Origin of the sequence: Pseudomonas sp. NPDC090201 (genome assembly GCF_044746825.1) — a bacterium.
Taxonomy (GTDB): Bacteria; Pseudomonadota; Gammaproteobacteria; order Pseudomonadales; family Pseudomonadaceae; genus Aquipseudomonas; species Aquipseudomonas putida_AD.
In genome coordinates, this window is record NZ_JBIVCX010000001.1 from 1 (window position 1) to 17,739 (window position 17,739).

General features: G+C 63.2%; 13 protein-coding genes. 2 read left to right on the forward strand and 11 right to left on the reverse strand.

What is annotated here, in order from left to right; all coding sequences use genetic code 11:
• Nucleotides 1-488 precede the first annotated feature (488 nt).
• Nucleotides 489-692, forward strand: a complete 204-nt coding sequence (locus tag ACIPOO_RS00005; RefSeq protein WP_274130239.1) for a DUF2790 domain-containing protein — start codon at nt 489-491, stop codon at nt 690-692.
• A 53-nt stretch (nt 693-745) separates the two neighbouring features.
• Here the strand turns inward: ACIPOO_RS00005 and ACIPOO_RS00010 are convergent, their stop codons facing one another.
• The 3 genes from ACIPOO_RS00010 to ACIPOO_RS00020 form a co-directional block, all read right to left on the reverse strand.
• Entirely contained in the window at nt 746-1,453 is a 708-nt protein-coding gene (locus tag ACIPOO_RS00010) for a GntR family transcriptional regulator (protein WP_400603483.1), read from the reverse strand.
• A 128-nt stretch (nt 1,454-1,581) separates the two neighbouring features.
• Nucleotides 1,582-3,399 carry an allophanate hydrolase gene (gene atzF / locus ACIPOO_RS00015; protein ID WP_400603485.1) on the reverse strand — a complete coding sequence of 606 codons (1,818 nt, stop codon included), beginning with the start codon at nt 3,397-3,399 and terminating at the stop codon, nt 1,582-1,584.
• A gap of 353 nt (nt 3,400-3,752) precedes the next feature.
• The gene (locus ACIPOO_RS00020; protein WP_400603487.1) at nt 3,753-4,553 is read right to left on the reverse strand and encodes an SDR family NAD(P)-dependent oxidoreductase; all 801 of its coding nucleotides are present in this window, start codon (nt 4,551-4,553) and stop codon (nt 3,753-3,755) included.
• Nucleotides 4,554-4,659: 106 nt separating this feature from the next.
• Between ACIPOO_RS00020 and ACIPOO_RS00025 the strand changes: the two genes are divergently transcribed.
• Nucleotides 4,660-5,175: a MarR family winged helix-turn-helix transcriptional regulator gene (locus tag ACIPOO_RS00025; protein ID WP_400603489.1), complete on the forward strand. Its 516-nt coding sequence runs from the start codon at nt 4,660-4,662 to the stop codon at nt 5,173-5,175.
• An 11-nt stretch (nt 5,176-5,186) separates the two neighbouring features.
• Here the strand turns inward: ACIPOO_RS00025 and ACIPOO_RS00030 are convergent, their stop codons facing one another.
• The 8 genes from ACIPOO_RS00030 to yghX all read right to left on the reverse strand — a co-directional run bounded on the left by ACIPOO_RS00030 (nt 5,187) and on the right by yghX (nt 17,346).
• Nucleotides 5,187-6,032, reverse strand: coding sequence for a hypothetical protein (locus tag ACIPOO_RS00030; RefSeq protein WP_400603491.1), 846 nt, complete (start codon nt 6,030-6,032; stop codon nt 5,187-5,189).
• 19 nt (nt 6,033-6,051) lie between these two features.
• Nucleotides 6,052-8,019, reverse strand: a complete 1,968-nt coding sequence (locus ACIPOO_RS00035; RefSeq protein ID WP_400603493.1) for a tetratricopeptide repeat protein — start codon at nt 8,017-8,019, stop codon at nt 6,052-6,054.
• Nucleotides 8,016-10,136 carry a glycosyl transferase family protein gene (locus tag ACIPOO_RS00040; protein WP_400603495.1) on the reverse strand — a complete coding sequence of 707 codons (2,121 nt, stop codon included), beginning with the start codon at nt 10,134-10,136 and terminating at the stop codon, nt 8,016-8,018. Before ACIPOO_RS00040 ends, ACIPOO_RS00035 begins: the two co-directional genes overlap by 4 nt.
• An 11-nt stretch (nt 10,137-10,147) precedes the next feature.
• Nucleotides 10,148-12,358, reverse strand: a complete 2,211-nt coding sequence (locus tag ACIPOO_RS00045; RefSeq protein ID WP_400603497.1) for a cellulose biosynthesis cyclic di-GMP-binding regulatory protein BcsB — start codon at nt 12,356-12,358, stop codon at nt 10,148-10,150.
• Nucleotides 12,359-12,517: 159 nt separating this feature from the next.
• A complete protein-coding gene (gene wecB, locus ACIPOO_RS00050) occupies nt 12,518-13,750 on the reverse strand; it encodes a non-hydrolyzing UDP-N-acetylglucosamine 2-epimerase (protein WP_274130251.1) in 1,233 nt (410 codons plus the stop codon).
• A 561-nt stretch (nt 13,751-14,311) separates the two neighbouring features.
• A complete protein-coding gene (locus ACIPOO_RS00055) occupies nt 14,312-15,190 on the reverse strand; it encodes a hypothetical protein (protein ID WP_400603500.1) in 879 nt (292 codons plus the stop codon).
• 54 nt (nt 15,191-15,244) lie between these two features.
• Nucleotides 15,245-16,369, reverse strand: a complete 1,125-nt coding sequence (locus ACIPOO_RS00060) for a saccharopine dehydrogenase NADP-binding domain-containing protein (RefSeq protein ID WP_400603502.1) — start codon at nt 16,367-16,369, stop codon at nt 15,245-15,247.
• An 89-nt stretch (nt 16,370-16,458) separates the two neighbouring features.
• Complete coding sequence (yghX, locus tag ACIPOO_RS00065) at nt 16,459-17,346, reverse strand: YghX family hydrolase (protein ID WP_274130257.1); 888 nt, start codon at nt 17,344-17,346, stop codon at nt 16,459-16,461.
• Nucleotides 17,347-17,739 lie beyond the last annotated feature (393 nt).

Genomic DNA, 17,739 nt, shown 5'->3' on the forward strand with positions numbered 1-17,739 from the left:
TGCAGGGGGATGAGCGGCAGGAAGCCGCGAAAGCCGTGCGGGCCAGGGACGGCCCATCACGGCGTGCCCCCGGAACGGCGCCGGAGTCGAGGGAAGTCCGACGAAGGAGGACCCCCAGCCAGGAGCAAATGGTTTGCCTACTTTCCCGAAAGAAAGTAGGTCGCCGGTAAGGGGCGAAACCCATAACCCCAACCACCGCGGAAACGGATATACACCCGACCTCAAAGTCCCCCAAGACGCAGAGCGTCAAACACTGCGTTACCACGCGGAGCGTGGGAACGATCAGGGCAAACGCAGGAGCGCGCTGCTGCGCCGCATCCCCACCTGATTTGTATCGCTGTGTATCGCCCCCCTCCCCCAATACGTTTCGTTGCTTTACCCACTGTGCCACGACACATCCGGGATACGCGGGCGGCGTTAAATACATTCCATCGAGGCCACACACAGCGCCTCCCGGCAAACCCCATCACGACCTTGAGGATACACACATGAACACCAAACTGACCGTCGCCGCCTGCCTGTTCGCCGCTCTGAACATCTGCACCTTCGCCGCCCGCGCCGAAGCCGCCACCCAAGACACCACCACCTGCGGCCTGGTCACCAGCCACATCACCTACAAGGACAGCAGCGGCAAGACCCAGATGCTCGACTACCTCAAAGCCGTCGACAACTGCCACAACCAGAACGGTTGAACCCGCCCTGAAACCCCGCGCCCGATCCGACCTTCGGAACGGGCGCAAAAGTCTCAGCCTCCCGCCAGTTCCCGCGCCACATGCAAACGGTGCAAGGTGATCTTGCGCACCTCCTGCTTGCTGATCTCGATATGACTTCTGAGCAACTGCTGCGCCAGCTCGATACGACGCTCAAGCAGTGCCTGAAGAATCTGCCCGTGCTCGATGTAAGTCGCCTCGATCCGCGGCCCCTGAGTGAAGTCCAGACGCCGGATGATGCGGATCTTCTCGGTGATTTCCAGGTGCATGCGCGCCATTTCCACATTGCCCGCCGCCTCCACCAGCGCACAGTGAAAGCGCTCGTCCAACGCCGACACCTGAGCGGCATCCTGCAAGCGTTCGCTCTCTGAGACCTGCCAGGTCTCTCGCAGGATTGCGATCTGCGCGTTGCCTTCAAGATCCATCTGCCCCAGCCGTGCCAGCGCTGCCGTTTCCAGCACGATGCGCACGTCATACAGCTCTTCGAAATACTTGAAATCGAACGCCCTCACCTGCCAGCCGCTGCGAAAATGCACCAGCAGGTAGCCTTCGCGCTCGAGCCGGTACAGCGCCTGACGCACCGGCGTGCGACTGGCCTGCACACGCTCGGCCACCTCGCTCTCGCTGAAACGATCACCTGGCATCAGGCGAAACTCGAAGATGTCGTCCTTGAGCTGCCGATAGATCCCCTCGACCATGTTGTCGGGGCGATCCCTGGTTTTTTTCGATGGAGCGATTTGCATGCTTGTTCTCGAATGATGAAAGTGTTCCCACCTGACGTGGCCACAGCGCTCTGAACATTGCCACGCCGGCAAGCCGGCGTCGCGATCACAAGGGCGGCCGCATCACCCGGGCAAAACACCCTCGGACATCAGGCTTTATTCAAACTCCCGATGTAAGCGCGCCAGCCGCCGAACGCCGTGATGTCCTGCGCATCGGCGAGCGCCCAAGGCTCGCAGATAAAACCCTTCACCGTGCGCCCATCGATCAGGGTGAGATTGCCAATGCCCAACGGCGCGGGAATCTCGGCGACGAATTCACCGAAGCGCGCCAGCGGAATATCCCACAGCTCGACGATGATCGACTGCCCGCCCTGTGCTCTGACCAGTCCCGGCTTGGGCGGCACGGTGCCGGGCAGTGCATAGAGGCGATACTCGCGCTCGGTCAGGGTCTGTTCGACCAGCACCGCATCACGGCTTGTGAGCTGGAAATTCAACGGCATGCCGGTCAGGTGAGCCCCGACCACAGCCACACGCACGCTGCCTTTGGTCGCACCGGTCACAGTCCTGCTTGCCGGCAGCGCTCGCCCGGTGGCGCCCATCGTCAGGTTTTGCTGAGCCTGCCAGCGTTTGCCAAAGCTCGCCAGCGCCGTGTCGTGCCAGGCTGGGGCGATCAGGGTGATGCCGGCAGGCAGCCCATCGGCCCGCAGCCCGGCTGGCAAGGCGAGTGCCGAGAGGTCGGCCAGGTTAGTGAAGTTGGTGTAGAAGCCGAATTGCGAGTTGTACTTAATCGGCTCCTCAGCCATTTCAGCGAGGGTACGAATGGTTGCCGAGGTCGGCACCACCAGCGCATCGAAACCCGCCAGCGCCTCGTTGATCTGGCGGCTCAAGCTGGCGCGCAGGTACTCCGCCTTGTAGGCGTCGCAGGCGCTGTAACCCAGGCCGTTTTCGACGATGCCGCGCACCACCGGGTTGATCGCATCCGGGTTGCTTGCAAGCATCGGCTCAAGCGCCACGGTACGTTCGGCCACCCACGGGCCGTAATACAACTGCTCGGCCAGCGCCTTGAACGGCGCGAAGTCGATGCGGCTGATCTCGGCGCCCATCTTGCTCAAGGTCAGCAGCGCCTGCTCGTACACCGCCTGATTCTGCGTGTCGCCGAAAAACTCGAGGCTGTCCGGCACCGCGAGCTTGAACCCTGCACTGAACGCGACCGGCGCACTGGCCGGGTTCTTGCGCGAATAGGCATCCTCGGCGTCATAGCCTTCGGCGATCCCGGCCACGCATTCGGCGTCCTCGACGGTCAGCGCGAACACCGAGATGCAATCGACGCTGCGACACGCCGGCACCAGCCCGGTATTGGGCAAACGGCCCTTGGTCGGCTTGAGCCCGACGATGTTGTTGAAGCCTGCCGGCACCCTGCCCGAGCCTGCCGTATCGGTGCCCAGCGAGAACGCTACCAGCCCGCGAGCGACCACCGACGCGGAGCCTGAACTGGAGCCGCCACTGACGTAATCCGGATTGAAACTGTTGGGCACCGCGCCATAAGGCGAGCGCGTGCCGACCAACCCTGTAGCGAACTGATCGAGGTTGGTCTTGCCCATGAGGATCGCACCGGCTGCGCGCAGTCGCGAGACGACCGTGGCATCGCGGCTGGCGGTGTAGGCGAATTCGGGGCAGGCGGCGGTGGTTGGCCAGTCGGCGGCGTCGATATTGTCCTTGATCGCGAAGGGCACGCCGTACAGCGGCAGCGCGGCCAGATCGCCTTGCGCAGCGTCCAGCCGCCGGGCCAGTTCAGCCAGTTGCGCATCGAGTTGCGCGGGGCTGACCAGGGAAATCCAAGCGTTATCCTGCTCGGGGTAAGCCGTTCGCAGACCCAGCAACACATCAGGCGTCAGCGCCCCCTTGCGATAAGCGTCGAGCCATTCGTTCACGGTCCAGCCGAACTGCGGGTGTTGGTCGTTTTGCATGGTGGATTCCATCTTGTATCCAAGTTTGAATCCTGCAAAAGCAAAAGCCGGGCCACGGGGTGATGACTAGTGTTTTCGGGACAGTAAGAACGACCAGCCCTCGCAAAATGCACACTGGTGGTTCATGTCCGAACGATTTTGGTGCTCACAACTGTGGTGCTTCTGCCGAAGGCGTAGTAGTCCGGCTTGCCGACGATCTGGCGCGCAGCGGCAGCCATCCCGGTGCGCCGTATGTGCCAGGCACACGCTCGACACCGTTTTTACGACTGCTGCGCAGCCGATCGCGGGCAAGCCACGCTCCCACGGCCTTCGGCCAGAATCAACAGCGCAAATGCGCTGTGGCCTTCAACGTCTCAAGACAGCTTGTAGCGCGGCGCGGGTTTGCCGGTCTGGGTGGCGGCGAACAGCTTGGCACGGGCAGCATCGTAGGTGTCCCAGAGGCTTGCGTCGGCCACCGAAGGCCAGGTGATCTTCTCCCCTTGATCAAACCCGGAAAGCGCCGCATCGACCAGGTTTTCGGTGCTCATGACACTGTCCTGGTTCAAGGCGGCCAGAGGAATGCCTGAGTTGTCCCAGATTTCCGTGGCGGTCGAAGCCGGCAGCAGCAACTGCACGCGGATGTCGGTGTCGGCCAGCTCTTCCTGCAGACCGCGGGTGAAGTTGACCACGAACCCCTTGGTGCCGCTGTACACGGAGCTTGCGGACCAGGCGTGAATGCCCAGGACCGATGCGACGTTGACGATGACGCCTTCATTGCGCTGCTTGAACGCTGGCAGTACGGCGTGTGTCAGGCGGGTCAATGCAACGATGTTCAGGGCGATCTGGGCCTGGGTGTCCTCATAGGACGCTTCGGAGAAGTTGGCCAACCGCGCAAGCCCCGCGTTATTGATCAGCACCTCGACCGCCGGGTTGGTCGCAAGCAGCTGTTCGACCCTCGCCAGATCGGCTTCGTTGGTCAGGTCGGCACCCAATACCTCTACGTGCCGGCCATGTTCCGCAGACAGTTTGCTGGCCAGGGCCTGCAGGCGATCGGCGCGGCGTGCGACCAGCACCAGGTCATAGCCTCGGGCGGCGAGACGGTCAGCGTAGACGGCGCCGATACCTGACGATGCGCCTGTGACGACGGCTATTTTTCCGGAACGGGAATCAGACATGAAGCTCTCCTCAAAAGGTCATCAACAAGGATTTAGTTGAGTGCTCAATCATATCGACAGACGACCACGCCTTGTCAATGCTTTAGCACTCAATTATTCTCTCGCCATGACCAAGACAACCCAAGACACGCCCCGCTTCGAACTCAAGACCCTCGCTGAACTGGCCTGCACCAACAGCGCGTTGCGCCGTGCGTCACGCCGGTTGGGCAATCTGTACGACGAAGCGCTGGCACCCCTGGCGATGACGGCTGCCCAACTGGGATTGCTGGCTGAAATCGAACGATGCTTTCAAAGCGACGGCCAGTACGGCCCCACCTTGCAAGAGCTGGCGGGCCGAATGGCGATTCAGATGTCTGCCGTCACCCACGCCATGAAGCCGCTGTTGCGCGACGGCATGGTCGAGCTGGCCCGGGATGCCATGGACGCACGCTCCAAACGCTGCACCCTGACCCCGGTCGGCAAGGCGCGGTTGCTGGAAGCGATGGGCTTATGGGCACAAACCAACGAGCGGGTCGAACGCCTGCTCGGTGCCGATTCGGCGGTGCTCTTGCGGGCGATGGCCGATGCGATTGCATCTGATGATTTTCTGGAGCAATACCAGGCGGATGCGGCTCGCCCCTGACCGGGAGGGTTTTACCTGCTCAACCCCCGCACCACCTCAGGCGTCACATAATGCGGGCCGTCGAACAGGTACAGGGGATAGCCGCGATACGCGGCGATCTGTGGCTTGAGTTCATCGACCGTGGCCGGGCGAAAGCCGCCGCCGACTTGTGGGCGGAAGGCTTCGACGATGATCTTCACCCGCTGCTTGCCCAGCGTCTTGCGCAGGGCGTCGGCGTAGGTTCTGGCCACAGGTGCGGTGCGGGCATACACACCGACGCCGTCCTGGAAGAACACCCCGATGTCATCGGGCAGCCAGGTCTTGAGCCAGTCGGCGGTGGCGTCGGGGCCGATGTTGGCGCCGTCGTAGACGCTGATCCACAGCGGCCTGGGCAAGCGGGCGAGCAGCGCGGGCAGCTCTTTGGCGCGGGTCCAGCTGGGGTCGACTTCGGCCGGGAAATACCAGCCGGTGACGTTCAGCGGCGTCTTGACCTGGGCCATGCGCTCGGACAGCGTGGCCAATTCTTCGATGTTGTCCCGGGAGCGGTTTTCACTGAAAAACCCGGCCAGCCCGACGATTACATCCTGCGCCCAAGGCTCTTTGGCAATCCGCGCCCAGTCCGGCAACTTCGGCACCTCGGGCAGGCCGGAGCCGGCCACGAATGACTGGCCGTCCACCGCCGTCCACTGCACCAGCAATTCGTGGGCGCCAAGTGTGTCCCACTCGCCCTGAATGTCCACGGTGGCATTGTCCGGCTGCCAGACGATGCCGGCGATGTCGGGGCGCATGCCCTGCCCCAACTCGTACAGCGCATCGATTGCCAACCCCAGCGCGCCGATCAACAGGGCGGCGAGGGAAGTCTTCAGCAGCCGTGACATCACAGATCCATCCAAGCCATCACCACGAGTAGGTCATGCGGGCGAACACGCCCTGGGCGCTGTCGTCGCCGAAAATCTTCTCGCGGTACTGCACGGAGAAGTCGATGTAGGACTGCGGCGCCTTGTGTTTCGTTTCGCGGAACCAGTACCTCACGCCGATCCCCACACCGGCGCCGCCGGCGCTGTCCGAGGACGTGTGGTTGCGCCCCAGGGCATCCACCTGACTGTGCATCTTCGAGTCGTAGTTGGCCGCCGCCACCACGTGGGGAAAGATCACCAGCCTTGGGCTGATGCTGTCCAGGCGGATGCTGCGGCCCAGTTGCCACTCGCTGTTGAAGTAGTTGCGTTTGTCGCGCAGGTAACGCCCGCCTTCGGCGTAGAGCTGCGAGGTCCACCAGCTCTTCTTGTCCACCCGCAGGTCGGTGCCGATGCTCGAACCGTAGCCCAGGCGCACCAGCCAGTCGCCGCTGACGTTGCTGCCCGCCAACGGGAAGGTGCGCTCGAACGCGGCCATCACGTTGTATTCGGTGAATGGCTTGATGCGGATCCCGACCGCGCCCTGCAAAGCGTCCAGACCTTTGTCGTTGCCACTCTCCTTGTTCCACAGGGTATCGGTGACGCGCCCGTACAACTCGACGAAACGCGCGTTGCGATAGCCTTCGGGGCGCCAGAACACCTCGGTGCTGTTCTGCAAGCTGTCATTGCTGCTGCTCGGCGCGCCGCTCAAACCGTTGCTGGTACTGGCGCCGCGGTAGGTCGTGGTGTTGGTCACGCCCCACATCCGGGACAGGTCCGAGACGGCGCGGCGGGTGTCGAACACCTGCTGATCAGGCATCTGCAAGTCGCCGGTCTGCTGGTAATCCAGCACCCGTTTGAAATACGAGATGGCCTGCACGTCGTCCGGCGCGCGCATGGCGCTGTAGGCGGCGTCCTGTGTCTCTTTGGGAGTCAGCCCTGTGCTGCGATCGACACGCTTGAACTCCGCCAGCGCGCCTTTATCGTCGCCGGCCTGGCTGAGGAAATAGGCGATCTGCACCTCATCGCCGGGCTTGAGCTGGCCCTTGGCGCGGGCCTGTTGCATGCGTGCCAGAGCTTCCTTGGGCTGGCCGAGCGCCGCGTAGAGCGACGCCTGATCGCGCAATGGCAGCGTACCAACCGCCAGTGCCTGGCTGAAGTCCTGCTGGGCGCCGCTCTTGTCGCCCAGGCGCATGCGCATCTGGCCGCGTTGAGCCAGCAGGGTCGCATCGTTGCCCTTGAGCGCCAGCGCTTCGGTGGCCGCAGAACGGGCCGCCGAGTATTGCTCCTGGGCGATCAAGGCGCTGACCAAAAGGCGGCGGTAAGCGATTTCCTGAGGGTACTGGCGCACCACGTCGCGAGCGTAGCTGACGGCAGCATCGTTGTCGCCACGGGCCAGGGACGCATAACCGGCGGCGGCGATGTTGACCGCCCTCTGCTCGTGAACCGCTTGCAGACGCCGGCTCAGTTGTGGCGACTCACCCAGTACCGCAACGGCGTCGCTGATTGCCTGCTCCGCCTCATCCAGATGCTGCTGACGCTGCAGCGCCTCGATCAGCATCATGCGGTAATCGGGGTTCTTCGGCGATTCGGCGATGGCCCTGCGGGCGTACTCCTCGGCCCGGTCGTAGTCGCCGTTGGCGTAGGCGCGCAGGGAGCGGTCGCCATTCTGGAAACCCTTTTTGTTGCCGGGGTAGCGCTCAGGGTGATCGCGCCGATCCTTGTCGCGCTCGGCCAGCTGGATCAGCTTGCGCAAGCGATCCACGTCGCTGCGCTGACGCAGGGCTTCCTCGGCCTTGGCAATCGCCAGGTCGTAGTCCTTGTCGTTGTAGGCGGCGTAGGCCTGGTTGGCGATCTCGTAGGCCGGGCCGGTCAGGGCCAGCGGCAGGATCTGCGGTTGCGTGGTCGAGTTGAACTGGGCCTGGCACAACGCAGGCAGGACGCTCAGGCTCAGAAAAATCGGAAGTCTCATGAGGGCTGCTCCGTGGGTGCGTCAGGTGAAGAATGGCGGTGTTGCCGGGCCACGGCCTGCTCGATGGTCTCGCGCGACAGCACGCCGATGTCCACCAGGTAGTCGCCGATGCGGCCGTGCATGTGCGGGCGGTAGCCGAGCATGGCGCGGTTGAAGGTCGGGCGATCCAGCAGGCCCTGATCGATCAGCAGCTCGCCCAGCAGTGGCGTCGCGGCCGGTAGCGGCTGGCCGGCGACTGCGTCCAGCTTGCGCAACTGCTCGACGATCTCGGTTTCACGGGCGATCAACTGCACCGGTTCCACGCCCAGCTGTTCGCTGATCTGCTGCAGGCCGTCTTCGGACAAGGGGCTTGCGACCGCGATTTCCGGGCGCCCGTCGATGTCCAGCGCCAGTGGCACCACGCGCCAGCGCAGGCAGAATTCATCGGCCAGCGACGACTGCGCCGACACCTTGGCGGCGATGTCGAACACCCGCGGCAAGTCGTTCTGGAAGGCGATGGCCTCGGCCAGGGTTTCGTCGTCGAGCCAGCCACGGCTGAGCAGGATGCGCCCCAGGGGCATCTGCCGGGTCTGCTGTTCGTCGAGCGCGCTTTGCAGTTTTTCGTCGTTGATCGCCTGCCACGACAGCAGCACGCTGCCCAGCTTGCGCGGCGCACGGGCGACCAGGTCGGTGGAGGGGAAATCATGCATGGTCTTGTCCCAGACCAGCTTGCGATTGAGCACCTTGCCCACCAGGAACAGCCGCCACGCCCTGGCCGCAGCCATGAAGTTGACGAAGTTGCCGATCACCATGCGCGGCATCGACAACAGCCCGTGCTGCCAGCCGTAGATGATGGTGGTGAAGTAGCAACGGTGCGCCATGCGCCAGAGCAAGGCGACGCCATTGGCCGCCAGCAGGAAGCCCACCAGGCCATTGGTGTCGAACGGCGTGGGAAAACTTGTGTTCCACAGCCCGCTGGCGCGCAGCACGATCAGCGCCAGCAACTGCGCCAGGATCAGGTAGGCGATGATGCTGACGAACGAGGTGACAATCCCCTTGCGATCCCGAAACAGCAGGTAACGGTTCGCCAGCGAGCCGTTCCAGCCCATCTGTTCCCAGCCTTGCAGGCCGATGCCGAGCGTCCAGCGGGCCTTCTGGCGGAACGCGGTGCGGAAGGTGTCAGGGAAGAATTCGCGCACGCACAGCGGCATTTCCAGGGTCGATTCGTAGGGCTCGCGAAACCAGGATTTGCGCAGCACCCGGTACTGCACCGGGAAGCGCACGAAGATCGCGCTCATGCCGTAGCGGGCCAGCCTGGCACCGACGTCGTAGTCCTCGGTAAGGCTGTCGGTGTTGAACGGCTGGTTGCTGGTTTCGTCGGCCAGCACCTGCAACGCCCGGCGCGAAAAACAGGTGCCGACGCCCGCCGAGGGCACGCTGTCGGTCATGCTCTCGCGCACCACCAGGTCCTTGCCGTGCCATTCGGCGAACTCGTCCATGTAGGTACCCGCGACCCACTCGTACCAGTTGCGCTCCAGCGACACCACCGGCAGCTGGATCATGTCCTTGCGCGGCAGTAGGTAGTTGAACAGGCGCATTTCCAGCGGATGCAGCACGTCTTCGCTGTCGTGCAGCACCACCCCGGCGAAGTGCACGCCGTGGGTCTGCTCGTAGAGGAAAATCGCCTGGATCACCCAGTTCAGACAGTCCGCCTTGCAGGTCGGCCCGGCGTGGGGCACTTCCACGCGATGCAACTGTTTGTAGCGGCGGCGCATGCGCTCGACTTCATCGATGGTGCGCTGATCGTTGACGTAGGTGCCGACGAAGACCACGTAGTTCTGGTAGTCCAGGGTCGAGACCATGTTCTCGATCATCGGCGCGATGACGTCGTATTCCAGCCACGCCGGCACCATGATCGCCAGCGGCTGTTCGTCGCGGGCAATCAGTTGCTCGGCGGTCAACGGGCGGTAGCGCCGTTCGGCGGTGAACTTGCGATAGATGCGCCGGGCCCAGTACCACAGGTCGATGAACAGGTCATCCAGACTCGACACCAGGATGATGGCCGCGACCACGATGGTCGCGACCTCAAGGGCGCTGTAGTAATGGGCCAGCCAGTACGGCCAATAAAGCGAGGTCATCGCGGCTCCCGTTACTGACGGTTGCGACGGGCGCGACGGCCGGCCAGCAACAACACGAGGAAAGCGATCACGGCTGCCGGAATCAGCCACAGCGCCGAGGGCTTGCGCCAGGCATCCAGGCCCTTGGGCTCATCGTCATCGATCATCTGGCTGCCGGTGGGGTCTTTCGCGTCGAAGGTGGTCAACGGGCCGTTGTCCCCCAGTACGGTGACATTGCCGCGCTCCAGCAACACCGGCCGTGCGAAGTTCGGCGCCTGCCCGCCCAGGGTGCGGTAGACCATGCCATGCTGGCTGCCGGACTCGACCACCTGCAGCGCCGCCAGGTGATTGAGCGACTTGAGGTCCAGCAGCGTCTGCTCCTTGTGATGGATCAGCAGATGGCCCTGGGCATCGACCTGCAGCGATTCGTCGCTGCCCTTGATCGGCACTTCGAAGGCCAGGAATGACGTGTCCGGCGACAGCGCGGTGTTGGCGTCGTCGCTGACCTTGAGGTCGGCGCGCAACGGCGACACACCGCTGGCGCTGGCGACGCGAATCAACTGTGGCAGGCTGCCCGCCGGACGCTCCAGATAGCCTTGGGGAATCAGCACCTGAGCGCCCGCGGCAAAACGCGCGGCCATGCCCGAAAAGTCGCCGTCCAGCGCGCTCTTTTCCAGAGTCACATGGCTGCTCGGCAACACCGCCACCGGGAAGGCCTGAGGGGTTTCGCGGCACAGGTCGCTGACCGGCTGACGCTGGAACGACACGCGCAAGGTGTTCTGCGCTGCCAGAGCGTAGCGCGGAATGCGGGCTTCGATGCGCTCTTTCTGGCCATTGGCATCGAGCTGCATGGCGCCGATGAGGTAATCGTTGAGGAACAGGCTGGCAATCGGCGGCGTACCGGATGCACCGGGCGCTGCGGAAACGTCCACCGCAGCGTGGGTCGGAATACGCCCGTCGTAGGCCACGCTGCCCAAGGGGAAGCTTGCGCTCCAGTCGGTCTTGGCCAGCACGTCGACGCTGCCCGGCTTGCCGCCCAGACGGCTCAACGCCACGCGGCCGTCATCGCTGAGCGGCATGTTGGCTTCTTCGCCCACAGTCAGCTGGCGCGTGCGGGCGAGTTTGTTCCAGGCGGCAGTGAACAGGCCGATGGCCTTGCCCGCCGCGTCCTGATTGATCATCAGCAGCGGGTGCGCGCCCAGCATCGCCAGGCGCACGTTGTCACTGCCCGTCGCGGCGAGCGCGCCGTTGACGTGCCGCTCACGCCATTGATTGAACGCACTGCCCGCCGCCGCATCGAGCCCTTGTACCTGGGACTGCAAGGCATCCAGCGACTCGTTGACCGCCTTGAGCAGTTGCGGATCGCTGACTGCAAGGTCGGCATTGAAGGCGGGAGTCTGGCCGAGCATCAGCAGTGCGCCGATCTGCGCCGCATCGTCGATAGTGTGCAGGCCCTTGCCGTCGAGGCTGGCGAAGGCCGGAATCTGTTTGAGCTCGGCCGGGATGCTCACGCCGGTGAGGTCGATGCTGTCCTTGACCTGCGGGAACTGCACGATGCGCGCCTGCTTGCCGATGCGTTCCAGCGCCACGCCCAGGCGCCAGGCTGCGTCGTAGCTGGCCGTGGACAGCTTGCCTGGCGCCAGCAGAATCCCCGGTTTGCCCGGCAGCGCATTCCACGCCGCACCCACGTCCTGCAACTGGCTGGCATCGAAGCTGTAGCTCAGGCGCGTATCCGGTGCGATGCGCAGCACGTTGCCGATGGCGCGTTCGTCTTCGCATTGAATGCGGGAAATGATCGACGACCAGGCAATCCCCAATCGCACCGAACCGCTGTCGCGAGGCGCCTTGTCGACGCCCAGCGTGGCGCTGGCATCGCCCTCGCCTTCGTTCAGCCCCAGCGCCCGCACGGGGTAGCCGTCCAGCGACAGCAGCAGTGTGTTGCGACCTGATTCGCCATTGAGGTAACTGGCGTCGAAGTGCAGCGTTGCATCGGTCAGCGGCACGTCCGCCGGCACCGGCAGGTACAGTTCGCGGCGCGCGTCGGTGGCGTTGAGGATGATCGGGCGGTCGATACCCAGGTCCTTCAATTCGATGACCCGCTGCTGACGGGTGTCGGCATTCAGGCGACTGATCGCCTGGCTCAACGGGCTCTCGGCGGCAAAGGCTGGAGCGACGGCCAGCAGGCTCATGCCGCAGGCGAGGACGTGCAACGCCCCCGTGGGAACGGTTACGGAAGACTTCATTCAGGCAGATCTCGGTCAAAGCAAATGTGGTGTGGGAGAGCGGCAATCGGAGGCATCAGTCGGCATGACCAACCGGCCTCTTCGCGGATGAGTCCGCTCCCACAAGATGTTCGGCAGGGCCTGCCACCGAAGTGACGGGCCCGGCGTTCGCAGCCGCCGCTAATGCAGGCGGGAGACCGAACGCAGTGGCGCGGCCGGGCGTTGCGCCTCGGTCGGTGCGGGTCGCCTTGCCGGCGGCTCCACGACGAACTCGTCCACCGGCCGGCCCATCAGCGCATCGACGATGCGTGAACAGGCCTTGCCATCGCCGTAAGGGTTGGCGGCCTGAGAGGTCCGGCGCCACAACGCATCGTCGTCGAACAGCTCGCACACCCCGCGCACGATGGTGTCGGGATCGGTGCCCACCAGGCGTACGGTGCCTGCGGTCACGGCCTCAGGACGTTCGGTGACGTCGCGCATCACCAGCACCGGTTTGCCCAGGGACGGCGCTTCTTCCTGCACGCCACCGGAGTCCGTGAGGATCACATGGGCCAGTTGCATCAGGCGCACGAACGACAGGTAGTCCAGCGGCTTGATCAGGTGCACGTTGGGCAGATCGCCGAGGTGCTCGGTGACCGGCCCCAACACGTTGGGATTGAGGTGGACCGGGTAGACGATCTGCACGTCATCGCGGCGGGCCAGGGTGCGCAGCGCCTTGCAGATGTCGAGGAAGCCTTCGCCGAAGTTCTCCCGACGATGCCCCGTCACCAGCAGCACCTTGCGACCGGGCACCAGGAAGTTGAACTGGCGATCCAGCGCCACGCGCAGCTGGCGATTGCGGTCGATGCGTTCTGCGGTCATTTGCAGCGCGTCGATCACCGTGTTGCCGGTGACGAACGACTTGCCCTGCAAGCGCTCACCCAGCACGTTGCGCCGCGACGCTTCGGTGGGCGTGAACAGGTGATCGGAGATCAGGTCGATGTTGCGCCGGTTCATCTCCTCCGGCCACGGCTGGTGGATATCGCCCGTGCGCAGGCCGGCTTCGATGTGCGCCACGGGAATGCGCCGATGAAACGCCGACATGGCCGCGACCAGCGCCGAGGTGGTATCGCCGTGCACCAGCACCTTGTCCGGCTGCACCTGTTCGAGCACCGGATCGATGGCAGCGTAAAGCGCGGCGGTCAGGGTGTTGAGCGTCTGCCCGGGGGTCATGACGTCGAGGGTGTAATCGGCCTTGAGTTCGAACATGTCCAGCACCTGCTGGAGCATGGTCTGGTGTTGCCCGGTGATGCAGATGTGTGAGTCGATTCCGGGTTCCGCAGCCAGCGCCTTGACCAGTGGAGCCATCTTGATGGCTTCCGGACGCGTACCGAAAATCGACAGGACTTTGAGTCTTGGATGAGCTCGAGCCATTTACAGTTCTCCCGCGCATTTGCATGCGCCGCACGGCAGCGTACTTGTACCGGAAGGGCTCAAGTCGCTCGAAAGTTGGTGTAATGGTCGGACGGCTGTAATCGCAGAGTTGATTCGATCTTCACTTCAGTGTGACGACAGGACATTCCTTAGTGCCCGAAACAGGAAGGATTATTAGCAGATAAACATCACATTGCAAAAGATTTTATAACCATTTTAACAACTAATGTCATTTCTAAACTTTTGCCGAAAATGAAGGTCAATCTAAAGTTTTACTGGGGAAAAGCTCCGTTGCAGAGCCTTCCAGATACGTGACGAAGTGTGCACCAGTTGACACTCAAGTGCAAAGCGTGGAACTTTCAACTGGCGCAAGTGTCATCCCAGCGCCCAACGGGCTGCTCATCAAAAGTTGCGACGACAACAACAAGAAATTGACGTCATGGATCCAACTTTAGTCCTGATTATATTGCTCTGCACGCGCTATCGGATATTTATGACAGACGGAATCTCACGCGGGCTAACTTGCCGCACCACCAGAAGTGATACGGCATCGGGATGCAGTTAGTTTCCCGTGAACGATAGCGCCAATACCCGGTTACGCCCGCCTTCGGCCAGCAGATAGTGACCGGGGCCTGTCGGCAACAACGCCTGTGGCGCACGCAGGTTTGAAAGCACGGCCTGCAACTTGCCGCTGTTGTCCAGCAGCCACAGGCGCGCCTGGTGGGTCTGGTCCTCGACGATCCACAGCCCGCGCTCGTCGCATAGCAGGAAGGTCGGCTCCTTCAGGCCATCCAGATACACGGGGTCAGTCTTGTCCTCGCTCAACTGGCGCACCACGCCCTGCTCCTTGACCGTGTAGAGCATCTTGTTGCCCGGGCAGATCTCGATGGACTCGGACTCGCTCAGGTTGTCCCTGAGCACCTCAAGGGCCAGGGTCCTGGCGTCGTAACGCATCAGCCGGCCATCGCCCTTGCGGTCCTCGATGGCGTACAGCAGCGGCCCGTCGGCCTTGAGGCCCTGGCCGTCATTGGCCATGAACAGCGTGGTGACCTTGCCATCCTTGAGCAGCGACACCGGGGCATCGCCGGTCTCTTGGCTGAAGGCAATACCGCCCATGAACGCCGTCAGGCCGTCAGGCTTGGTCAGGCCATCGAGCACCAGCGAGCGCTGGCCATCCGGAGCGATACGGCGCATCGCGCCCTGCTTCTTGCGCAACTCCTCGGTCACCAGAAGGTTGCCCTGCTCATCGATGGCCAGGCCTGCGGCCTTCGGCACATCGTCATGGGCCACCCGATAGTCCCAGCCGGTGGCGGCGCTGACCGGCGCGAAATGCTGCCAGGCAAAAAAACCGCCGGTGGCCAACAGCAGCAGCGACACCGCAGCCACCCCTTTGACCACCCCTTGAACAGCACCACGCTTCGTACCCGTCACACTCGTCATCGAAACTCACACACTCCAGTTCATGGATGACCGCCCGCATCGATCCGATGCCGCTCAACGGTCAGGGAAAAACCTCACACTCAGGTCCAGGTTTTCGGGTTCGTTGATCGCCGTCATGTATTGCTCGACGGTGATTTCTCCCACACAGGCACGCGCGCCGGGTTGCGGCACATAACCTTTGGACATTTTGCTGGCCAGTGCCACGGCGGCGCAGCTGGGAATCTCCGGGCCCTTGTCACGGGTTGCCGTCAGTTGCGCGGTCATGCGCAGCGGCTGACCATCGGTGCCGATGCCCGTGACGTCGATGTACATCGCGCTCTTGCGGTCACTGAAACGCTCGAAATACGTGCCCAGCCGATGCAGGCGTGCCGCCCAGCGCGAGCGATCCTTGATCAGCCCGGCACCAGCGGCCCTGGCGAAGAGGTAGTTGGCCAGGCCGCCGAGCTTGAGCCCCGAGCCTGCCTTGAACGACAGGTTCTGCGCGCCGTAGCGCCCGACGAAAATGTCCATGTCCGGTGCATCGACGTTGGCCAACAGGCGGGTGCCCAGGCGGGGCATCCTGCGCAGGGTCAGGTCCTGCCAGCCGGGCACGTAGTGCGGCTGGCCGTTCCTGAACTGGCGGATCGGCTTGCCTGCACAGGCCAGCACGCCCTGCACGGTGGAGAGCCCCGGCATTTTCGCCGAGGAAGAAATGCCGTGCTCGATGGTGTCGATGCGCTGAAAACGCTGACGGTTTTCGTCGATGATGGCAGCTGACAACGAAGGCACGGAACTGCAACCGCTGAGAACCGCAATACCTGCCTCGCGAGCGCGGCCATCGAGCACGCTGATACCGGAGACGAATTCACGGCAGTCCGACAGGTCGCAGTAATGCACCCCGGCTTCAATGCAATTGAGCGCCACCGAATACGGCTGCCCCTGGAACGGCCCCCCGGTGTGAATCACCAGATCGATGGCCAGCGTCCGCAACGCCGAGGGCAGCTGCGGCCCCATGGCATCCCCGCACCACCCCTCGCAGTCGCTGCCAGACAGTGCCTGCAACGCCTGGACCTTGCTGCGCAGCTTACTGTCATCACGGCCGGCCACCACTAGGTGCACACCGGGCATGACGGCCAGATGTCGGCAAATGATGCTGCCGAAATTGCCGTAGCCGCCCACCACCATCACCCTGAATACCATCGAACGCTTCCCTGAAATCCGGTCTTCTGTTCACTGCAAACCCGGGAGCTTCTTTGATATCGGGTGATGGCGCAAGCCCGGTGCAGACCTCAAGCCAGATACTTGTTGAACCACTCCAGCGTCCTGTCCCAGGCCAGGCGAGCGGCTGCGTCGTCATAGCGCGGGGTGGAATCGTTGTGAAAGCCGTGATTCACGCCGGGGTAGACGTAGGCCTGATAGGTCTTGCCCGCTGCCTTGAGCGCCTGCTCGTAAGCCGGCCAGCCGTCGGTGATGGGTTTGTCGAGTTCGGCGTAATGCAGCAGCAGCGGCGCCTTGATCCGGGCGACGTCTTCGGCCTTCGGCTGGCGTCCGTAGAACGGCACCGCTGCGGCCAGCTCCGGGTAGGCCACGGCCGCCGCGTTGGACACCCCGCCGCCATAGCAGAAGCCGGTGATGCCGACCTTGCCGGTGGAGGCGTTGTGCGCCATCAGCCATTCGATGCCGGCGAAGAAATCGTTCATCAGTTTTTCTGGATCGACCTTCTGTTGCAACTCGCGACCCTTTTCATCGTTGCCGGGGTAGCCGCCCACCGAAGACAATCCGTCCGGCGCCAGCGCCACGAAGCCGGCCTTGGCCAGGCGCCGGGCGACGTCTTCGATATAGGGATTCAAGCCGCGGTTCTCATGCACCACCAGCACCGCCGGCACCTTGCCGCTCGCCTTGGCCGGACGCACCAGATAGCCGCGCACCTGGCCGTGGCCTTTTGGCGAGGGGTAGGAAATGTACTCGGCGAGGATGTCCGGGTCGGTGAACTCGACCTGCTCGGCCAGGGCGTAGTTGGGGCTCAGCGAAGCGAGGATCGCCGTGGCAGTCAGGCCGCCCAGGGTGAACAGCGCGGCACGGTCGAGGAATTCCCGGCGGTTGATCTTGCCGTGGACGTAGTAATCGTAGAGTTCGAGCAGCTCAGGGGAGAAATCCTTGGCGGTGAGACGGGTCATCGGTGCACTTCCTCATCGATTGTCGACAGGCGGCGTCAGCAAACGATCAGGTTCGCAGGCGCAGCAACGAACAATCATTAAAGCAGTGATTTGTGACGTTGACCGTGCTCTTTGCAACGCAGGGGATTAACCAGGTAGTCGTCCAATGTCCGATGCGACCGTGAGTGGCAATGTAACGACCCACTTCAATATATAAACACGCCATAGCTAACGCCGTGTGACTTCACACAAGCGCTACTTCACAACTGCGGCGCACATCCATTAAACCTGACAACTAAACTGCCAGACCGCTTATATATCCGTCTCTATCCATGGACGAAATACGCCCACCTGACAGGATAGCGAGCAATTTGTTTGCCAACTCCATCCCCCATCCCAATTCCAATAATAAAA

Bases quoted from the DNA above. Each gene is read 5' to 3' on its own strand.
- ACIPOO_RS00055 (WP_400603500.1), bottom strand. From the start codon at position 15,190: ATGACGAGTGTGACGGGTACGAAGCGTGGTGCTGTTCAAGGGGTGGTC.
- ACIPOO_RS00040 (WP_400603495.1), bottom strand. From the start codon at position 10,136: ATGACCTCGCTTTATTGGCCGTACTGGCTGGCCCATTACTACAGCGCC.
- ACIPOO_RS00045 (WP_400603497.1), bottom strand. From the start codon at position 12,358: ATGAAGTCTTCCGTAACCGTTCCCACGGGGGCGTTGCACGTCCTCGCC.
- ACIPOO_RS00005 (WP_274130239.1), top strand. From the start codon at position 489: ATGAACACCAAACTGACCGTCGCCGCCTGCCTGTTCGCCGCTCTGAAC.
- ACIPOO_RS00060 (WP_400603502.1), bottom strand. From the start codon at position 16,369: ATGGTATTCAGGGTGATGGTGGTGGGCGGCTACGGCAATTTCGGCAGC.
- ACIPOO_RS00025 (WP_400603489.1), top strand. From the start codon at position 4,660: ATGACCAAGACAACCCAAGACACGCCCCGCTTCGAACTCAAGACCCTC.
- ACIPOO_RS00035 (WP_400603493.1), bottom strand. From the start codon at position 8,019: ATGAGACTTCCGATTTTTCTGAGCCTGAGCGTCCTGCCTGCGTTGTGC.
- ACIPOO_RS00030 (WP_400603491.1), bottom strand. From the start codon at position 6,032: ATGTCACGGCTGCTGAAGACTTCCCTCGCCGCCCTGTTGATCGGCGCG.
- ACIPOO_RS00020 (WP_400603487.1), bottom strand. From the start codon at position 4,553: ATGTCTGATTCCCGTTCCGGAAAAATAGCCGTCGTCACAGGCGCATCG.
- wecB (WP_274130251.1), bottom strand. From the start codon at position 13,750: ATGGCTCGAGCTCATCCAAGACTCAAAGTCCTGTCGATTTTCGGTACG.
- yghX (WP_274130257.1), bottom strand. From the start codon at position 17,346: ATGACCCGTCTCACCGCCAAGGATTTCTCCCCTGAGCTGCTCGAACTC.
- ACIPOO_RS00010 (WP_400603483.1), bottom strand. From the start codon at position 1,453: ATGCAAATCGCTCCATCGAAAAAAACCAGGGATCGCCCCGACAACATG.
- atzF (WP_400603485.1), bottom strand. From the start codon at position 3,399: ATGCAAAACGACCAACACCCGCAGTTCGGCTGGACCGTGAACGAATGG.